The sequence below is a fragment of the Flavobacterium notoginsengisoli genome, assembly GCF_042686225.1.
Lineage (GTDB): Bacteria > Bacteroidota > Bacteroidia > Flavobacteriales > Flavobacteriaceae > Flavobacterium > Flavobacterium notoginsengisoli.
On record NZ_JBHUOT010000004.1, the window covers coordinates 102,999 to 123,151 of the forward strand.

The window sequence follows — 20,153 nt, forward strand, 5'->3', positions numbered from 1 at the left end:
CTTTTTTATCTACCTTTTCAAACTAAAATGCCCTCTAAATTCTGTTCCATTTAATCTTTTCGCAATAAACCAATAATCTGATGCGGGTTGCTGGTTGCCCAAATAAGTTCCGTTCCAGGAAGTGTGTGGCGTTAATTCTTTTATGAGTTTTCCGTAACGATCATAGATTTTAATTCCTGTGTTTGGAGCTAAATATGCGGGATCAATTGTCCAAAGGTCATTATAACCATCACCATTTGGAGTAAAGAATTTTGGATATGGAAGTTCTTCAACAAAATTGATACAATCACCAGTTGTTGCTTCCAGGATATTTATGACAACAGGAATTCTGTCACTTTCGCAATTACTTATGGTTTGTGAAGCATAATAAGTCATACCATTTTCAAGAGATGTTGATTCTGATATAGAATTGTTTGAAGAAATACTTTCATACCATTTTATATTTTGTCCAAAAACATCAATATTACTGATTTTAGCATTTTTTTGGATGCAAAATTGCTGGGGAGAATCAGAAATAGGAATTTGGGTATCCTGAATTTTTACTGTTACAGCGAATCGCGGACTTTCGCAATTATCTAAAGTTTGGGTAGCATAATAAACTGCAGTTTGCAATAAGGTTGTTTCTTGTAAAATAGTTCCGTCTGTTTCGGTATCGTACCATTTAAGGTTCGTTCCCATTATATTAAGGTCTTCTAAAGTAGCAATTTCATCAATGCAAAATTGTTGATTATTGTTGCCAGTAGGCAAACCAGTGTCATGAACTTTTATTAAAACAGATATTCGGTCGCTTTCGCAGCCAACAGTTTGCGAAGCGTAATAGGTTCTGTTGTTTTCCAGTAAAGTGTTATTAGGCAGAGGAGCTGCAGAAAAACTGGTGTCATACCATTTTATATCTTGGCCAGTCATTTGAATGTTGCTCAATTTTGCAAATTCAATTTTGCAAAACGCTACATTTCCTTTTACAGTTGGAGCAGAAGGTGTATTGACAATAGAAACTGTAACTCCAAATCTGGGACCTTCACAAGTATTGATTGTCTGAGAAGCATAATAGACTTTTCCATCAATCAGATTATTTGTTTCGGCCAATAAATTACCATTGGTTATTGCATCGTACCATTTAATTTGATCTCCGGTTATTTGAATATTAGCAATTGTTGGATTTTGTCCTGTACAAAATGTCTGATTTGCATTTCCGGTTGGTGTTAATGTATTTTGAATCGTAACCGATATAGGAACTCTCAAACTCTCGCACCCATCAATAGTTTGTGATACAAAATAAGCTCCATTATTTTGAAGTAATGTTGTATTGGGTAAAAGTGTTCCACCAGTTTGAGCGTTATACCATTTTATGTTGTTCCCTATAATTTGAATATTGTCTAAAGTTGCATTTTCCTGAATACAGAAGGTCTTTGGACTTATATTTTCAGGTAATGGTGTAGAATTAACAAAAGTTGTTATAGTGGCTTTTATTGCTTCAGAAATACATCCATTGGCATTTTTTATTTTTAGATAATATTCGCCTGGATTTAAAAATGGCGATGTTGCGTTAGTAGACCAGTTTAGACCATTATCAAAACTATATTCTGATGCTGTAGAAAGAATAGTTATTTTTCCTTGGCTATTATTGCAATTAGGTTGAATTATACTGTTTGTTGGGATAGTTGGGAAATCTGTAGGAGCATTTATGTTAATCGAAACAGCTTCGGATTCACATCCTGCAGCATTTTGAATCTTAACCTTGTAATTTCCTACAGCTAAATTTCCAGAATCGGAATTTGTTTTCCATGTTAATCCATTGTCAAAACTATATTTTGAAGCTGTGGTTGTAATAGTAATTGTTCCAAAAGGATTGGTACAACTTATAGGTTGAGAAACTGTATAATTTGGAGGTACCATGGCGTCTAAAGGAGAGTTGATACTTGTTTTTGTTGCAAGAGAAGGACAGCCTGTACTGCTGTTTTTGATTTTAATAAAATAAGTGCCGGGGTCTAAATCAACTGCCTTAGAATTTGTTGTCCAGGTAAGTCCATCATCAAAGCTGTATTGATAAGCATTTGTTGACACTGTAATAATTCCTTTTGTACTTGTACAACTACTTGGCTGTTGAACAGTAACATTTGGCTTTTGAGGCGATGGATTCGTATTACTTAGAGAAATGTATTTTGAATTTGATTCGCATCCTAATTTGCTTTTTATTTTTAAATAATAATTATCAGGAGTTAAATTAGGAAAAGTAGGGTCAGTTTTCCACGTGCTACCATTATCTATACTATATTCTGAAGCAACTGTAGTAAAAGTTATGCTGCCTAAAGATTCACAATTTGGCTGTATTGTTGAATATAATGGGGAACTAAGGTAAAATTTTGGAATATAAATATTTTGCGAATAGGATTCACATCCTAATTCATTTTTTATCTTTATTGTATAATATCCTTCATCTAAATTTACAGCTGTTGGATTAGTTGTCCAATTTTCTCCATTATCAAAACTGTATAATGCAGCTGGAGTAGTTATCGTAATACTTCCTCCAGTTCCACATTCAGGAGGAGTTGCTGTATAATTTGGTCTGGGTAGATAAAAATCATAAAGTGTTACAGTTCGCCACCAGGACTCACAACCTAAATTATTTTTAACTACTATGTAATAATTACCAGGAGATAAATTTGTAGCTGAGTTGTATTGACTCCAGGTTCTACCGTCATCAAAGCTATATTGATCAAATATGGGATCTATTGTAATACTCCCTTTATTTTTTGATTCACAAGTAGGTTGAGTTACTGCTACATTAAAATTAGATAAATATTCTTCAGTGAAATTCACAGAATAAAGTGTTTGTGAGATACATCCGGATTCATTTTTTATTTTAGGATAATAAAAACCAACTGGTAAATTTGAAGCAGTTGGATTTGTGCCCCAAGTTTCACCGCCATCAAAACTGTAAAATGGCGCTGGTGTAGTAATTGTAATAGAACCTCCTTTACCACAGCTAGGATAAGTGGCTTTGTAATCGACCTCCTTTATTTTAAGAGGTGTGAATTCAACTACAAGGTTTCCTGATTCACATCCTTCGTTATTTTTTATTTTTAATTGATATTTAAAACCTACGGGAAGATTTGAAGCTTTAGGGTTAGTACTCCAGCTTAAACCACCATCAAAGCTATATGAGGCGGCTGGTGTTGTAATAGTAATACTTCCGGTAGCATTACTGTCACAAGTCGTTGGTTGTACTATTGTATAAGTTGGAGGATTAAGATAATTATGGTTAAGACTAAACCAATTGGGTTCACTTACACAGCCTGCTTTATTTTTAATCCTAAGATAACCACTTACGTTACCATGAGGATATTTAGTAAGATTTGGATCTGTACTCCATGTGGCTCCGTCATCAAAACTATAAAATGCAGCAGGAGTGGTTATGGTAACACGTCCTGGAGTGGCACAGGTAGGTTGTGTAACTGAAAATTCGGGACGAGCTAAATAATAAGCATTACTTATATTGGCAATTGCATAATTTGATTCACAGCCTAAAGAATTTTTTATTTTCAAGAAGTAAGTTCCATAATCTAAATTAGAAATGCTTGGACTTGTACCCCATGTTCTTCCCCCATCAAAACTATAAGATGCAGCCGGGGTTGTAATTAAAATGCTCCATTTTGATTCCGTTTCGCAATCGGGATTTATTATTTTGAATGTAGGATCATTAAGATAGAAAGCTGGTAAGTAGGCATATGCAACATCGGATTCACAACCTAATTCATTTTTAATTTTAATGTTATAAGAACCCCAAGGTAAATTAGTTGCCGTTGGATTTGTTGTCCATGTTTCTCCATTATCAAAACTATATTCGGATGCGGGGCTGGTAATAGTGATACTGCCGTTTGTTGTACATGCAGGATTTATTGTCGTATAAGCTGGTTTAGATAAATAAAAATTTATTTTAACTGGATAGATATCGGATTCACAACCTAGTTCATTTTTCGTTTTAATTACGTAATTGCCAGGTTTTAAATTATTAAAAGTAGGTGTTTCCTGCCATGTTTGCCCATTGTCAATACTATATTTAGATGAAAGCTTTGAAAAGATAATACTTCCGGTATTACTACAAGTATTTGGTTGAGTAATTTTAACTTCCGGGTATGATTTAGAAAATGGATTTAAATAAATTTGATTAAAATATGGTTTGGATACACATCCAAATTCATCTTTAATTCTAACATTATAATAACCAGAAGGTAAATTAGTTGCCGTTGGATTTGTTGTCCATGTTTCTCCATTATCAAAACTATATTCGGATGCGGGGCTGGTAATAGTAATACTGCCACCTTGACTACAGTTAGGCTGGATTAAAGTATAGATTGGAGAATTAATGTATGAAGTAAAAAGCAAGACGCTTTGAGAATAGGATTCGCATCCGCTGCTGTTTTTTATTTTAAGTAAATAATTTCCAGTAGGTAAATTTGTTTTGACAGGACTGTTTTCCCAAGTCAAACCATTATCAAAACTAAATTGTGATCCCGGAGTTGTGATAGTAATAGTTCCACCAGAATTACAAGTTGGCTGAACAATCGAAAATGTTGGGCGGTCTAGTAATATTGGGGGATTAATTGTTACAATCGTAGGTGTAGAAATACAGCCCGAAGCGGTTCTCATTTGGACATAATATTTGCCATATTCTTTTGTGGCAAAGTTGGCATCTGTTTGCCAAACCAAATCTTTTGTAACATAGTTGTCATCTGAAAGGAAGGGCAAGCCTTTATCAAAGCTATATTCTATTCCAGGATCATTAACTTTGATATAACCATTTATATCTTGACACGTAGGCTGAACTACTGTTATAGAAGGATTAAGAATTGAATTGTTTATAGTTAATTTTGAACTTATGAAGCAATCATTTTGATCTGTAACTTTTACAGCATATTCTCCCAGATTTGTTTTAACTGACGGAATTGGATACGTTTTATTAGTGGCCCCATCGATCGCTATTCCATTTCTATACCATTGAAAAGTTGTTGCTAAATTAATGGTTTTATTCAGATTAGCAGTCAATATTAAATCATTATTGCAGAAATTGCCGCTTTGAACAATAGTAACACCAAAATTTTCAGCAGTATTTAATCTTAAATTATCATATAAGAAAGAAGGTTCATAGTCTGTGTTAAAGGATGGAGGCAATATCTTTTCTGGCCCTAGCATTATTGCGTTAATAGCAGTATTTGTAGTAAAACTAATTGTTACTTCTCCCCAATTAGTCTGAGGTTGGTATAAAACTTTTCCAATTTCAATCCAGGATGAGTCAAACGAATTTGGATCTGAATTGGTATATAATGGTAAATTATCTTTATTGGTACATCCATAAAGTGTTATATAAGTAGGCGCTAAGAAATTAAAATCAAAACGTTTACTTAGGTTATTTGTTTCAATACTCATCAATGTAGCAATATTCAGTGTTAACTGATAATTTATTCCGGTACTTAATGGGCTTGATAATTTTGTAGCGATATATTCTTTTTTATTGTTTTTGTATACTGCCCTGAAAATTCCTTTACCATCGGGGAAATTTTGAAGATTTTTGCTGTAAATAGTACTAAAAAGAGAGCAGTCTTTATTTAAATAATCTGGGGATGGGGTTGTTCCTTTTGTCCAGTAAGTGGTTGTTGGAATGTCATCATAACCCTGAGGACAATTTGTTTTTTCTTCAAAAGAATGATTTTGTAAAATAGAAATCGTATTATTACAAATACAATCTTCATCATTTAAGTCTATTTTGCCGTCACCATCATCATCAATTCCGTTATTACAATTTTCCTGAGAATAGCAAAATATTGAAAAAAACAAAAAAATAAAAAGTAATTTATGCTTCATAGGTTTATTTTGGTATAGTGACAAATGTAATTAAATATCTACGAAATAAAACTAAAATCACAACTTGAATCTTTTCCTTAAAAGTCATTAAATATCCCGTATTTTTGCAAAAAAATAATTCCCTTTTGAAAACGAAACTTTTTGTAATTACACCGCCTTTTACCCAACTGAATACCCCGTATCCGGCAACGGCTTATATAAAAGGTTTTCTGAATACCAAAAATATAGAATCGGTTCAGGCTGATTTGGGTATTGATGTCATTTTGGAATTGTTTTCTAAGAAAGGGCTTTCAGATTTGTTTGAAGTTTCAAGTTTTAGGTTTCAAGTTTCAGGTTCTGATGTTTCGGATAACTCAAAACGTATTTTTGCTTTACAGGATGAATACATCAAAACAATTGATTCTGTAATTCAATTTCTACAGGGAAAAAATCCAACTTTAGCCTTGCAGATTTGTCAGGAAGATTTCCTGCCCGAGGCTTCTCGTTTTGCGCAGTTGGAAGAATTGGATTGGGCTTTTGGCACAATGGGAACTCAGGATAAAGCCAAACATTTAGCTACTTTATACCTTGAAGATATTTCAGATTTTATTGTAGAATGTGTGGATGAGAATTTTGGTTTCAGCCGATATGCGGAACGTTTAGGAAGAAGCGCCAATTCTTTTGATGAATTATATTTGGAGCTTCAAAAAGAACCAACTTATATCGATTCCATTTTAATTTCACTTTTAAAAGCAAAAATCGAAGCGGTAAAACCTACGTTATTTTTAATTTCTGTTCCGTTTCCAGGAAATTTATATAGTGCATTTCGTTCTGCTCAATGGGTAAAACAAAATCATCCCGAAATTAAGATTTCGATGGGTGGCGGTTTCCCGAATACAGAATTACGTTCGCTTTCGGACAAACGCGTTTTTGAGTTTTTTGATTTTATTACTTTAGACGATGGCGAAGTTCCAATCGTGGAATTAATAGCCAATTTAGAAAATCCTGATTACAATTCTTATAAAAGAACTTTTCTGTTGGAAAATGGAGAAGTAGTTTATAAAAATAATTCGTTAAAACACGATTACAAACAATCACAGGTTGGAACTCCAGATTATTCCGATTTACCTTTGGATAAATATATTTCGGTTATAGAAATTGTAAATCCGATGCACAGAATGTGGAGTGATGGACGTTGGAATAAACTCACAATGGCGCACGGCTGTTATTGGGGAAAATGTACTTTCTGCGATATTTCTTTAGATTATATAAAAGTGTACGAACCCGTTGCGGCAAGTCTGCTTTGCGATAGAATAGAAGAATTGATTGAAAAAACAGGTCAAAACGGATTTCACTTTGTAGACGAAGCGGCACCGCCAGCTTTAATGCGTGCTTTAGCACTTGAAATCTTAAAAAGAAAACTGGCAGTAACTTGGTGGACAAACATTCGATTTGAAAAAAGTTTTTCTAAAGATTTGTGTTTATTATTAAAAGCTTCTGGTTGTATAGCTGTTTCTGGCGGTTTAGAAGTGGCTTCAGATCGATTACTGAAATTAATTGATAAGGGAGTAACAGTGGAACAAGTTGCCAAAGTAACACGAAATTTTACCGAAGCCGGAATTATGGTTCATGCGTATTTAATGTATGGATATCCGACTCAAACGATTCAGGAAACGGTTGACAGTTTAGAAATGGTTCGCCAATTGTTTGAAGCTGGGGTTTTACAATCGGGTTTTTGGCATCAATTTGCTTTGACGGCTCATAGTCCGGTTGGGTTGTATCCGGAACAGTTTGGCGTGACCAAGAAAACAGAAGCAATTGGAACTTTTGCCAATAATGACATTGAATATACCGATGCAACAGGCATCAATCATGATAAATTTAGTTTCGGATTAAAGAAATCGCTTTTCAACTTCATGCATGGAATCTGTTTTGATTATGAACTTCAGGAATGGTTCGATTTTAAAATTCCGAAAACTAAAATTCATCCCGATTTTATTTTTAATGCGCTTGAAGAACAAAATGATTTCAACACAAAACCAAATGCAAAAGTAGTTTGGTTGGGCGGAAAACCTTCGGCAGAACTTTTCACAAAATCAAAAAAGGGAAGAAGCTGGGAAATGATGTCGTTAACATTTCATGACAAAAAACAAAGTTTCGATATTCAAACCAGTAAAGATGAAGGAGATTGGTTGATTTCAATTCTATCTAAAATTTCGATTTCAAATACTAAAAACTTTACTTTCCAAGAAGTGAAAAATGATTTTGAAACCCAATTAGAAGATTTTGAATTGTTTTGGTATTCAAAACCTGTCAATACTTTACGGGAGTTTGGATTATTAGTTTTATAAATTAATACTCCAAACATTCTCCATCTTTCGGAATAGCAGTTTTGTTTAAAAGTCCATGATCAGACAATGCCGTTTTTAATTGTAATCTAGTCGTAGGACAATGATTTAAAGCTTCTAAATGATTGGCAAGAACTTTTCCTGGAGCAAGAGTAACAAATTTTAGAATATCATCCATTCGCATTAATAATGGTTGTCCAAAATCTAGTCTTGCTGTACCGCAAGCAACAATCGAAATATCTGGTTTTAATTGCGTCAAAACTTTTTCTACATGTTCTGTAAAAATGGTATCAGAACTAATATAAATTGATTTTTGATCAGCTAATTCGATATGAAATCCCATTACATTTCCCATTAATTTGGCAATAAAACCATAACCATGAATAGCTGGAATTCCAGTGATTTTTCCGTCGAGGAATTTTTGTGGTTCCCAATATTCTAAAGTTTGAATCACGCTGAGTCCGCGTTGTACAAGCGCTTTTTCATCTTTAGCACTACAGATTACGGGAATACTTTTTCTTCTTAGAAATACTTCGCCTGCTTTATCAATATGATCAGGATGCAAATGCGTTATTAAACAATGTGTCACACGGCTTAAAATATCGCGACTGTTTTTTGGCAGTGCTACCAGCGGATTTCGTTTGGGTTTATATCTGAAAATAGTAAAAGGCGGAATCGTTTTTCTTTTACCTAACATAGGATCCACTAAAATAACATGCTTTTCTGTTTCAATTACCAAAGTGGCATTTCGCAAGTGATGTAATTTCATATCGAGGAAATTTAGATATTAAAAATACAAAGTTTTTCGAAAATGTATTTACAGATTTTTCTTTATTTTTAGCAGAATTGTTATTATTTAAATTTATGTATTTACAAGAAGGTTTTCATACTTATTTCATTTATATTTTGACAAATAAAGCAAAATCTGTTTTTTATGTTGGAGTTACTAATAATTTAAAAAATAGATTATTGAAACATAAAGAGAATATTTTGGGTAGAAATAAAACTTTTGCTTCAAAATATAATGTTGAGTTTCTATTATATTATGAAAAATTTACCTGGATTCAGGAAGCAATTGCAAGAGAAAAGGAAATTAAAGGTTGGAGAAGAGAAAAGAAAATAGCGCTTATAAAAACCATGAATCCTGATTTAGAATTTTTGGATTATTAGTTGTAAACACAGTACTTCAAGTCTAGTTTGTCATTCCGACGAAGGAGGAATCTCCGCAAGTAGCTCGCCAAAGATTGGAATATCTTTGCGGAATATAGTCGCGGAGATTCCTCCTTCGTCGGAATGACAAATCTTTGTGGTTACTGGATATTTAATTACTTAATTTCGAGTTTAGTATGTCATTCCGAGGAACGAGCAATCTCCGTAAGTAGCTCGCCAAAGATTGGAATAACTTTGCGGAATATTGTCGCGGAGATTCCTCCTTCGTCGGAATGACAAATCTTTGCGGTTACCGGATATTTAATTGCCTAATTTCAAGTTTAGTTTGTCATTCCGAGGAACGAGGAATCTCCGCAAGTAGCTCGCCAAAGATTGGGATAACTTTGCAGAATATTGTCGCGGAGATTGCTTCGCCAGTTCGCTATCGCTCGTGTCCTCCTTCGTCGGAATGACAAATCTTTGTGGTTACTTTGCTTTAAAAAAAATAGAATGTTTTACCCAATAGAAAACCTAAACCCAATTCCATGCAGGTTTTCGATAGAAATTCCGTCTTCATTGGCTAGAATTTTACGAAGACGAGAAATGAAAACATCCAAACTTCTTCCCATAAAATAATCATCGGTTCCCCATAAAGAAGTTAAGATTTGTTCACGCTTCAAGACGGAGTTTTTATGATCTAGAAAAAGTTTCAATAATTCGGCTTCACGTTGTGTTAGTCCGACTTTTTCTTCATCATTAAAAAGAATAAAATTCTTAGTGTCAAACTGATATTTTCCAACTTCGTAAATGGTTTTTACCGGCGGAATATTTTTCTGCGAGCGCTTTAAGAAAATCTCGATCTTCAAAAGCAATTCTTCAATACTAAAAGGTTTAACCAAATAATCATCGGCACCTAAACGAAGGCCTTTAATTCTATCTTCTTTTAAGGTTTTTGCCGAAAGGAAAATAATCGGCACATCAATATCAATTTTTCGCACAGCTTGAGCCAAATCAAAACCGTCCATTTTTGGCATCATAATATCAAAAATACAGATGTCAAATTCTTCCTCTTCAAATATTTTTAATGCCGATTTTCCATCCGGACAATGAATTACATCATAATTATTTTGTTCCAAATTGTCTTTGGTTAAAAACGCAAGAGTTTCATCGTCTTCTGCATAAAGTATTTTGAAATTTCTCATTTTTTATAAGGAATAGATAAAGTTATGGTAACACCTTTTTCTGGATTATTCTCGGCTTTTATTTTCCAGCTCTGAATACTGCAGATTTCTTTGACATAGTACAAGCCAAGACCAAATCCGTTGACTTCATTGCTTTTTTCATTCTGAACGCGATAGAACTTATCAAAGATAAAAGATATTTTTTTAGGATTAATCCCAATTCCATTATCATTAAACTCTAATTTTAAACAGCTGTTTTCTTCTGTGATTTTAATTTTGATTTCAGGTTTTTCATTGCAATATTTCACTGCATTGTCCAATAAATTATAAACCAGATTGCCAAAATGAAAAGAATCTGTTTCTATTGAATATTTAGTGGATGCCGTTTCAATAGAAAGAGAAGCTTCAGGATATTTCAGCTTGATATTTTCTATCGCTTCTTCAATTATTGGAACAATTAAAACACTTTCCTTTTTAAGTTCTAAAGGCGTATAATCTGATTTGGCAATGTTTAAAATCTTTTCGATATGACCATTTAATTTATTTCCTTGATTGATGATAATATCCGTATAAGTATACAATTTTTTATCTTCTTTAATCGGCTTTTGTTCGATCAAATATTTGGAAGCAATCAGAATCGAAGCCAAAGGCGTTTTAAATTCATGCGTCATATTATTAATGAAATCACGCTGTAATTCAGAGTATTTTTTCTGCTGTAAAAGTTTAAAAATAGAATAAACGTAAATCAATAAAATTAAAATCAAAGCGGTTGAAAGGATAAACCAAAATCGCATGGAACTAAACAAATAAGTAGTTTCATTCGGAAAACGAACAGCGAAATAATAAACCAGATTTTTATGTTTGGGAAAATAAACAGTCTTTTTGCATTCCGCTTTTTTCTTCGTTAGCGTAATATAATCGCCATAAATCATTTCATCGCTTTGACAATTGTACATGGCATATTCGAAATCGGTCGTGATGTTCATTTTTTTGAATTCCGTCTTTAGATAAAACTCTAAAATTTCGGGTTCAAATTCATTATCAACATTTACAATATAATAGTCATTAGAAATTTTCTGAACCGGATTCTGAGCAGGCAGTTCATGATTCGTTCCTTCGTACAATTTTTTAGCTACCTCTAGTAAAGCAATGTGTGCTTTCTGACTCAGTTTTTTCTGTTCAATCGTAAAAGCCTCTTTTGTCCAAAGCAATTGTGCCACCAAAATACTAATGATGGCTACCAATCCTAAGAGAATGATGCTGTTGAGTTTATTAATTTTCAAGAATATGGGATTTTGAGAGTGTAATATTAATGAATTTTAGCCTGAAAACAGGCGATTAACAAGTCATTAACAAACATTTGAAAGCGGTTAACAGCGATTCGGTTTTGTCTGAATTACCTTTGTAATATCAAAATGAACTACAAACCATTTTAAATATATCCATTATGAAAATGATCAAAATTTCGATGTTAGCTTTGGCTTTAGGCCTAATGTCTTTTTCGGCAATTGCTCCGGTAAAATCTTTAGTTTCAGAAACTGCAATTTCAGAAACTACAGCCTCTACAATTGTTTGGAAAGCAGAAACAATTGATGTTGGACAAATCCCACAAGGAACTCCAAAAGCAATTGTTTACGAATTTAAAAATACTGGAAAAACAGCTGTAGTAATTACAAATGTTCAAGGTTCTTGTGGTTGTACTGCAACAGATTACACAAAAGAACCAGTTCAGCCAGGTAAATCGGCTAAAGTTACTGCAACTTATAACGCAGCAAACAAAGGAGCTTTTACAAAAACAGTTACTGTAACTACAAGTGCAGAAACAACTCCTAAAATCCTTACTTTAAAAGGTACAGTTATCTAAGAATTTTTATTAGGTTGGTTATATGGCAAAAGCTCTAAACAAGAAATTGTTTGGAGCTTTTTATTTTTAGAGAAATTGCTGATAGCTTAAAAATGGCGTATTTAAGATTCAGTTTTTTAAGATTTTGATTTAATAGAATTTTTTTTACTTTTAATAAAAAATCCTACTTATGAAAATTTGGTATACGCCCTTTATCGCAGTTGTTTTTTTGATCGTTTTTTCGTGTAATTCGAAAGCAGATAAAAAGGAAGAGAATTCAATAAAAACAGTTGAAAAGATTCCAGAATTAAAACTGACAATTGACAGTACACGCATTTCAAAATTTTATGAGAATTATCCAAAGCTGGATAAATTTAAAAATGATGTAACTTCTTTATATCAAAAAAACAAATCAACTCAATTGTGGCAGGATAATAAAGGAGTGGTTGAGTTTGGAAATACTTTATTTAATCAGTACAAAAATTTAGATCAGGAAGGATTAAAAGCGAATTATCCTTATAAAGACGAATTAAATTCTGTTTTTGAAAATAATCCAGCCAAAAAACTATCCAAAGAAGATACGGATTTACTGCTTTCCAATCTGTATTACTATTATGGTGAAAAAGTGGGCGGTTTTGACGAAAAAACAGTACTTTCTTTAGAATGGCTTTTGCCTCGTAAAAAACTGAATTACCAAGTGCTTTCAGATTCTATCTTTAAAAAATCAACCATTCTGGATGATAAGAAAAGAAAGATGTTCAGTCAGTATTACAAACTTCGTGATGCTTTAAAAGAATACAGAGAAATCGAGAAAAAAGGTGGTTGGAAAACTATTGAAACAGGAGAAGAGTATAAAAGTCTAAAAGTAGGCGATTCTTCAAACGTAATTGCTCAAATTAGAGAAAGACTTTTTGTGACCAGAGATCTAAAAGAAGACACTAAAAGTACAGTTTGTGATACGATTTTGATAAAAGCCATGAAAAATTACGAATTGCGTCACGGCTATGCTCCAAAAAATACTATTCTTTTAGAACATATAAACGATTTGAATATTCCGGTTTCAGAGCGAATCAAAACCATTATCGCCAATATGGAACGTTGTCGATGGATTGATCCTGAATTGGAAAAAGGTCAAAAATACATCGAAGTCAATATTCCAGAGTTTAAACTGTATATCATTGAAGACGGGAAAATTGCTTTTACTTCGGCAGTTGTTGTGGGTAAAGCGATGACCAAAACGGTTGTGTTTAGTGGTATGATGAGTAATATTGTTTTTAGTCCGTATTGGAATGTGCCGCCGAGTATTATCAAATCGGAAATAAAACCCGGAATTGCAAGGGATAAAAATTATCTACAAAAGAAAAACTTAGAATGGAACAACGGCTCAGTTCGTCAGCTTCCTGGGAAAAATAATTCATTGGGATTAGTGAAATTCCTGTTTCCAAATTCAAGTAATATTTATTTACACGATACGCCTTCAAAAAGTTTCTTTGAAAGAGAAAGCAGGGCTTTTAGCCACGGTTGCGTACGTGTAGCAAAACCAAGAGAATTAGCAATCGAATTATTAAAAGTAGATCCAACTTGGAATCCTGCCAGAATTGATAAAGCCATGCATGCCGGAAAAGAAAGCTGGTATACTTTGAAGAAAAAAGTTCCGGTTTATATAGGTTATTTTACGGCTTGGGTAGATCGTGAAGGCAATCTAAATTTCTATAAAGATATTTACCAAAGAGATGAAAGTTTATTAAAGCTTTTAACAGAAGAATAAAAGTTGATTTCACGCAGATTTGAAAAGATTTAAGCAGATGCTCGCAGATTTTATTTATTGCAGTGAGCAAAAAGAGCTAATTAAATCTGCTCTAATCTGCAAAATCTGCGTGAAAAAATAATAATAAAATTATTTAGATAGAACATCAACACATTTATAAAAGCGTTTGGTATAATGTTCTGTATCAAGCGCAGTTATAGTAACTTGCTGTGCTTTTCCTGAAGAAGCATGAATAAATTTGGACTGCATTCCTTTTGCTTCGCAGATTATGCCAACGTGCCCCACAATATTTCTGTTTTTATAACCATAAAAAACCAAAACATCGCCGACTTTAAATTCTTCTGGTTTTAAAGCTGTTCCTAAATTTTTATATCCGCTTGAACTTCTTGGCAATGTCAATCCAAAATTGCTGAAAACGAAGCTTACAAATCCCGAACAATCAAAACCTTTTTTCGGATTACTGCCGGCGTATACATAAGGTGTTCCTAAATATTGCTTGGCATAAGCAATAATAGAATCGCGATTTATTTCGGTCTGAATTTTAGCGTTCGGAACTATAATTTTCGGTTCTTTCTTTTTTACATTGAAAGAAGAAAGTAAAATAACTGGCAGTAAAAATAATAGTAGGCTCGATTTCATTTTTTTAGTCTTATATAAATTGAAACGCTAAAGATAAGTTGTTATTTTACTTTAAAAAGTACAAAAGCCCCCTAAAAAGTACGAATAAGCCTTGTTTTGCCTCCAAATGATGTGTTTATGTGGTGTTTTTTTATTGCATTTTGACATTTTAGTATCTTTCTATATTCTTCCTTTCAAATATATTTGTGAATCGTATTTATATTTAACAATTAAATTATGTTTCTCAAAAAAATAGCTATTTTAATTTCGTTTTTGCTGATTTCGGTTATTTCGAATTCACAGAGTCAAAATTCAAATAAAACTTTTTTATACCAAGGCCGAGTTGATCAACTTCAAAATGATCAGGTTATCTTAATCGGAACAGCTTCTTCGGTGGTTTTTAATTTTACAGGAAATGAATGTTCAATTTCGCTTCAAAGCGTTGATTCTTATGAACATCATAATTATGTTCAGCTGGTTTTGGATGGAAAATATATTGGAAAAATCAAAATTCAAAAAGGAGCGGTTCAGTCTTTTCCAATCCAGGTGACTTCCAATAAAAAAGAACATCGTTTAGAAATCTATAAAAATACAGAAGCCCAAAGCGGAAATATATTATTTGCTGGAACGACAGCGAAACTAATTCCGATTTCATTTAAAAAGAAAAAGAAAATCGAATTCATTGGAGATTCAATCACTTGTGGCGCAGCGAGCGATCCATCTGATGTTCCTTGTGACAAAGGAGAATATATGGATCATCATAATGGTTATTATGCATACGGGCCAACATTATCAAGAGAAATTGGTGCTGATTATTTAATGAGCTGTGTTTCCGGAATCGGGATGTACAGGAATTGGAATGATGAAAATAAAGAGGAAGCGATAATGCCGGATGTTTATCCTAATTTATATCTGACAAAAGACGCTTCAAAACCTAAATATGATTTTGCTTTTCAGCCTGATATTATCAGCATTGCTTTAGGAACAAATGATTTTTCAGGCGGAGATGGAAAGAAAGAGCGTCTGCCTTTTAATCCAGAAAAATATGTTTCGAATTATATCAACTTCATTAAAATGTTGTATAAACACAATCCAAAAGTGCAGATTGTAATTACAAACAGCCCAATGGTTGGCGGAGAAAGAGGAGTTATTTTTGAAGACTGCCTTACTAAAGTTAAAAACGCTTTCGCGGATGATAAATCACACAAAACAATTCAGATTTTCAAATTTAAACCCATGACTCCAAATGGATGTTCAGGTCATCCGGATGTGGCAGATCACAAGGTTTTGGCAAACGAATATGCACCATTTTTAAAGAAACTGCTAAATGAAAAATAATATCTATAAGTTTGTTTTCTTTTTATTGATTTCCAGTACTATGATGGCAAACGTTTCGCTTCCGAATATTTTTAGTGATAATATGGTTTTACAACGCAACTCTGAAGTGAAAATTTGGGGTTGGGCAAATCCAAAAGAAGAGATTAAACTGGTTTCCGGCTGGAATAATCAGGAATATAAAACCGTTGCTAATAATCAGGCAAAATGGGAATTGACCATTAAAACTCCTGAAGCGGGAGGGCCTTTTACGATTTCTATAAAAGGTTATAATGAGTTAGTTTTAAAGAATATTTTGATTGGAGAAGTCTGGCTTTGTTCCGGACAATCGAATATGGAAATGTCGGTAAGCTGGGGAATTGATGATGGAGAAGAAGAAGCTAAAAATGCTACAAATCCTAATATCCGATTTTTTACTGTTCCTAAATTAACAGCCGAAAGTCCACAGAATAATTTGTTGGGAAACTGGACAGAATCGACTCCTGAAACCATGAAATATTTTAGTGCTGTTGGTTACTTTTTTGCCAAACGACTGCGCGAAGATTTAAAAAATGTTCCCATCGGATTGATTTCTTCCAACTGGGGTGGAACTCCCGCTGAAATCTGGATGCCGGCAGAAGTCGTAAACAACGATCCAATTTTATTAGAAAATGCTAAAAAACTTAACGAACAGGAATATGGTCCAAGACAACCTGGGCGTGCTTACAATGCGATGATTTATCCAATTGTCGGATTTAAAATCGCGGGAACGCTTTGGTATCAGGGAGAATCGAATGTGGGTTCATTGGTTTATGATAAAACTTTAGGCGCTTTAATTACATCTTGGAGAAAAGAATGGAAAGATGAATTTCCGTTTTATTATGTTCAGATTGCACCTTTTAAAACAGGAACTAACAATTTCTCGAATGTAACAGTTAGAGATTCACAAAGAAAATTATTGAAAGAAGTTTCAAAAACGGGAATGGTTGTGATTAGTGATATTTCGGATACGATTGATATTCATCCCAAAAATAAAAAATCAGTTGGAATTCGGCTGGCGAATTTAGCTTTGGCTGAAACTTACAAAGTCAATTCTAATTTGGTTAACGGACCACTTTTTAAAGCTTTAAAAATAGATAAAAATATAGTTACAGTTTCTTTTGATTATGGAGATGGACTTTATTTTAAAGATAAAAAATCGAATCAGTTTGAAGTTGCAGGAGCAGATGGCATTTTCTATCCTGCTGAAGCTTCAATTAAAAATAACGAAGTGATTTTGACAAGTAAAAAAGTGGCTTCTCCGGCAAAAGTGAGATTTGCATGGGGCAACACAATACAATCAGATTTGTTTAATAAAGCGAATCTGCCTGCTTCTTGTTTTACAACAGAATGATTTTAGATTTTAGATTTGAGATTTTTTTGTCATTTCGACTGAAAGGAGAAATCACACTCGGAATTCGACAAAGATTGGCGAAGTTCTGTGTGGAGTTTCTAGTGTGATCCTTCGTTCCTCAGGATGACAAGATAACCAAAAAACGCTCTTTTGAAACCGTTCGCGTGAGGGATAGAAGTGGAAAGCCCACAGCCGTGAGGAACGAACAGGCGAGGACTTGAAACGGATAGCCCGACCCGCCTTTTTCGGCGGGACACGCCAAAAAAAAGAAACTTAGGATCTTAGTCCCGATAGCTATCGGTATAGAACCTTAGCAACTTAAAAAGAACTAACTAAACCACACATATGAAAAATAAAAAAATAATATTTATTGGGGTCTTTTCCCTTTTTACGATTGGAAGTATGAATGCACAAAAAAAGCCGTATTTGGATAAGAATAAAACTGTTGAGCAGCGTATCGATTTGCTTTTGCCGTTAATGACGTTGGAGGAAAAAGTGGGGCAGATGAATCAATATAATGGTTTTTGGGATGTTACGGGACCAGCACCAAAAGGCGGATCAGCCGAATTAAAATACGAACATTTAAGAAAAGGATTAGTCGGATCAATGCTGACAGTGCGAGGCGTAAAAGAAGTTCGTGCCGTACAGAAAATTGCGGTGGAAGAAACCCGTTTAGGAATTCCGCTTATTATTGGTTTTGACGTAATACATGGTTATAAAACGTTAAGCCCGATTCCGCTGGCTGAAGCGGCGAGCTGGGATTTGGAAGCGATTAAAAAATCGGCTGCGATTGCGGCAGATGAAGCTTCGGCGTCTGGAATTAACTGGACTTTTGGTCCAAATGTAGACGTAGCAAATGATGCTCGTTGGGGACGTGTGATGGAAGGTGCGGGTGAAGATCCGTATTTAGGAAGTAAAGTGGGTTATGCGCGTGTGAAAGGTTTTCAAGGAGAAACGGTTGCTGATTTAGCTAAAGTAAATACCATTGCGGCTTGCGCAAAACATTTTGCAGCTTACGGTTATGTTGAAGCTGGATTGGAATATAATATTGTGGATATCAGTAATTCTAAATTATACAATTCAGTTTTACCTCCTTTTGAAGCGACGGTTCAGGCTGGAGTGCGTACGTTTATGAATTCGTTTAATACTTTGAATGGTGTTCCGGCAACTGGAAATGCCTTCTTGCAAAGAGATATTTTAAAAGGAAAATGGAAATTTGACGGATTTGTAATTTCTGATTACGCTTCGATTCGTGAAATGATTGCGCACGGTTATGCAAAAGACGAAGCGGATGCAACGGCTAAAGCGGTAATCGCTGGTTCTGATATGGATATGGAATCGTATCTATATGTAGCGAAACTTGTTGATTTAGTAAAATCAGGAAAAGTCAAAGAAGCTTTGGTTGATGATGCTGTCCGAAGAATTCTTCGTGTAAAATTTGAATTAGGATTATTTGATGATCCGTACAGATATTGTGATGAAAAACGCGAAAAAGAAGTTGTGGGAAGCAAAGCCAACAATGAAGGCGTTCTAGACATGGCGAAGAAATCGATCGTTTTATTGAAAAATGAAAAGAATTTGCTTCCGTTAAAGAAATCAGGACAAAAGATTGCTTTAATTGGCGCTTTAGCAAATGATAAAAACAGTCCGTTGGGAAGCTGGAGAATCGCAGCTTCTGATGATACTGCGGTTTCTGTTTTAGAAGGAATGCAGCAATACAAAGACAATCAACTTACTTTTGAAAAAGGTGTTGATTTATTGAAACAAAAAGCGACTTTCTTAACGGAAACGGTTTTCAACACCACAGACAAAAGCGGATTTGAAGCTGCAAAAACAGCAGCAAAAAATGCTGACGTTGTAGTAATGGTTTTAGGAGAATACGGTTTTCAAAGCGGTGAGGGAAGAAGTAGAACTGATTTGAATTTGCCAGGTTTACAGCAGGAATTATTAGAGGAGATTTATAAAGTAAACCCGAATGTAGTTTTGGTTTTGAATAATGGTCGTCCGTTGAGTATTCCGTGGGCAGCAGAAAACGTTCCGGCAATTGTAGAAGCTTGGCATTTGGGAACTCAGGCAGGAAATGCGGTTGCGCAGGTTTTATACGGAGATTACAATCCGAGTGGAAAACTGCCAATGTCGTTTCCTAGAAATGTAGGTCAGGTGCCAATTTATTACAACAAATATAGTACAGGAAGACCGATTGACAGCGATAAAAATGTTTTCTGGTCGCATTATATGGATGTGGAGAAAACGCCTCAGTTTCCGTTTGGTTTTGGATTGAGCTACACTAAATTCGATTATAAAAACCTAAAAGTTAATAAAACTGCTTTCGCTAAAGGAGAAAAAGTTGAGGTTAGTATTGAGGTAACTAATTCTGGAAATTTTGATGGAAAAGAAGTGGTGCAATTGTATATTCATGATGAGTTTGCAAGCATCATTCGTCCAATTAAGGAATTAAAAGGTTTTGAATTGGTTAATCTGAAAAAAGGAGAAACTAAAACGGTAAACTTTACTTTAACGGAGAAAGAACTTGGGTTTTATGATAATGAAGGGAATTATTTAGTTGAACCGGGAACTTTTAAAATCATGGTTGGAGGAAGTTCTGATAAAGGTTTACAAGGTGGTTTTGAAATTAAAGAATAACTCTTTTTCAGGTGCAAAGTGACAAAGTAACAAAGGTTCAAAGGTTTTTTGAATA

12 protein-coding genes are annotated in these 20,153 nt (G+C 34.1%); 7 read left to right on the forward strand and 5 right to left on the reverse strand.

Features of this window, described 5'->3' with window-relative positions:
• Positions 1 to 9: 9 nt before the first annotated feature.
• Positions 10 to 5,862, reverse strand: a complete 5,853-nt coding sequence (locus tag ACFS3A_RS10870; RefSeq protein WP_379825459.1) for an Ig-like domain-containing protein — start codon at positions 5,860 to 5,862, stop codon at positions 10 to 12.
• A gap of 125 nt (positions 5,863 to 5,987) precedes the next feature.
• Here ACFS3A_RS10870 and ACFS3A_RS10875 point away from each other — a divergent pair, with 125 nt between their 5' ends.
• Positions 5,988 to 8,192 (forward strand): B12-binding domain-containing radical SAM protein, encoded by a 2,205-nt coding sequence (locus ACFS3A_RS10875; RefSeq protein WP_379825460.1) that lies wholly within the window; start codon positions 5,988 to 5,990, stop codon positions 8,190 to 8,192.
• Position 8,193: 1 nt separating this feature from the next.
• Here ACFS3A_RS10875 and ACFS3A_RS10880 read toward each other — a convergent pair whose 3' ends face one another.
• Positions 8,194 to 8,958 carry an MBL fold metallo-hydrolase gene (locus tag ACFS3A_RS10880; protein ID WP_379825461.1) on the reverse strand — a complete coding sequence of 255 codons (765 nt, stop codon included), beginning with the start codon at positions 8,956 to 8,958 and terminating at the stop codon, positions 8,194 to 8,196.
• Positions 8,959 to 9,053: 95 nt separating this feature from the next.
• Between ACFS3A_RS10880 and ACFS3A_RS10885 the strand changes: the two genes are divergently transcribed.
• The gene (locus tag ACFS3A_RS10885; protein ID WP_379825462.1) at positions 9,054 to 9,359 is read left to right on the forward strand and encodes a GIY-YIG nuclease family protein; all 306 of its coding nucleotides are present in this window, start codon (positions 9,054 to 9,056) and stop codon (positions 9,357 to 9,359) included.
• Positions 9,360 to 9,853: 494 nt separating this feature from the next.
• On the opposite strand, the gene ACFS3A_RS10890 is transcribed toward ACFS3A_RS10885, so the two are convergent.
• Together ACFS3A_RS10890 and ACFS3A_RS10895 are read right to left on the reverse strand one after the other, a co-directional pair.
• Positions 9,854 to 10,540: a response regulator transcription factor gene (locus tag ACFS3A_RS10890; protein ID WP_379825463.1), complete on the reverse strand. Its 687-nt coding sequence runs from the start codon at positions 10,538 to 10,540 to the stop codon at positions 9,854 to 9,856.
• The gene (locus ACFS3A_RS10895; RefSeq protein ID WP_379825465.1) at positions 10,537 to 11,802 is read right to left on the reverse strand and encodes a sensor histidine kinase; all 1,266 of its coding nucleotides are present in this window, start codon (positions 11,800 to 11,802) and stop codon (positions 10,537 to 10,539) included. Before ACFS3A_RS10895 ends, ACFS3A_RS10890 begins: the two co-directional genes overlap by 4 nt.
• Before the next feature lie 164 nt (positions 11,803 to 11,966).
• On the opposite strand from ACFS3A_RS10895, the gene ACFS3A_RS10900 reads away from it, so the two are divergent.
• Both ACFS3A_RS10900 and ACFS3A_RS10905 read left to right on the forward strand, forming a co-directional pair.
• Positions 11,967 to 12,383, forward strand: a complete 417-nt coding sequence (locus tag ACFS3A_RS10900; RefSeq protein WP_331139388.1) for a DUF1573 domain-containing protein — start codon at positions 11,967 to 11,969, stop codon at positions 12,381 to 12,383.
• A gap of 169 nt (positions 12,384 to 12,552) precedes the next feature.
• Positions 12,553 to 14,130 carry a L,D-transpeptidase family protein gene (locus ACFS3A_RS10905; RefSeq protein WP_379825466.1) on the forward strand — a complete coding sequence of 526 codons (1,578 nt, stop codon included), beginning with the start codon at positions 12,553 to 12,555 and terminating at the stop codon, positions 14,128 to 14,130.
• A gap of 129 nt (positions 14,131 to 14,259) precedes the next feature.
• Here ACFS3A_RS10905 and ACFS3A_RS10910 read toward each other — a convergent pair whose 3' ends face one another.
• A complete protein-coding gene (locus ACFS3A_RS10910; protein WP_379825467.1) occupies positions 14,260 to 14,769 on the reverse strand; it encodes a C40 family peptidase in 510 nt (169 codons plus the stop codon).
• Positions 14,770 to 14,985: 216 nt separating this feature from the next.
• Between ACFS3A_RS10910 and ACFS3A_RS10915 the strand changes: the two genes are divergently transcribed.
• From ACFS3A_RS10915 to bglX, 3 genes are all read left to right on the forward strand, one after another.
• Positions 14,986 to 16,086: an SGNH/GDSL hydrolase family protein gene (locus tag ACFS3A_RS10915; RefSeq protein ID WP_379825468.1), complete on the forward strand. Its 1,101-nt coding sequence runs from the start codon at positions 14,986 to 14,988 to the stop codon at positions 16,084 to 16,086.
• A complete protein-coding gene (locus tag ACFS3A_RS10920; RefSeq protein WP_379825469.1) occupies positions 16,076 to 17,455 on the forward strand; it encodes a sialate O-acetylesterase in 1,380 nt (459 codons plus the stop codon). Before ACFS3A_RS10915 ends, ACFS3A_RS10920 begins: the two co-directional genes overlap by 11 nt.
• 345 nt (positions 17,456 to 17,800) lie before the next feature.
• Complete coding sequence (gene bglX / locus ACFS3A_RS10925) at positions 17,801 to 20,098, forward strand: beta-glucosidase BglX (RefSeq protein ID WP_379825470.1); 2,298 nt, start codon at positions 17,801 to 17,803, stop codon at positions 20,096 to 20,098.
• The last annotated feature ends 55 nt before the right edge of the window (positions 20,099 to 20,153 follow it).

Bases quoted from the DNA above. Each gene is read 5' to 3' on its own strand.
- ACFS3A_RS10885 (WP_379825462.1), top strand. From the start codon at position 9,054: ATGTATTTACAAGAAGGTTTTCATACTTATTTCATTTATATTTTGACA.
- ACFS3A_RS10890 (WP_379825463.1), bottom strand. From the start codon at position 10,540: ATGAGAAATTTCAAAATACTTTATGCAGAAGACGATGAAACTCTTGCG.
- ACFS3A_RS10905 (WP_379825466.1), top strand. From the start codon at position 12,553: ATGAAAATTTGGTATACGCCCTTTATCGCAGTTGTTTTTTTGATCGTT.
- ACFS3A_RS10870 (WP_379825459.1), bottom strand. From the start codon at position 5,862: ATGAAGCATAAATTACTTTTTATTTTTTTGTTTTTTTCAATATTTTGC.
- ACFS3A_RS10880 (WP_379825461.1), bottom strand. From the start codon at position 8,958: ATGAAATTACATCACTTGCGAAATGCCACTTTGGTAATTGAAACAGAA.
- ACFS3A_RS10910 (WP_379825467.1), bottom strand. From the start codon at position 14,769: ATGAAATCGAGCCTACTATTATTTTTACTGCCAGTTATTTTACTTTCT.
- ACFS3A_RS10920 (WP_379825469.1), top strand. From the start codon at position 16,076: ATGAAAAATAATATCTATAAGTTTGTTTTCTTTTTATTGATTTCCAGT.
- ACFS3A_RS10915 (WP_379825468.1), top strand. From the start codon at position 14,986: ATGTTTCTCAAAAAAATAGCTATTTTAATTTCGTTTTTGCTGATTTCG.
- ACFS3A_RS10900 (WP_331139388.1), top strand. From the start codon at position 11,967: ATGAAAATGATCAAAATTTCGATGTTAGCTTTGGCTTTAGGCCTAATG.
- bglX (WP_379825470.1), top strand. From the start codon at position 17,801: ATGAAAAATAAAAAAATAATATTTATTGGGGTCTTTTCCCTTTTTACG.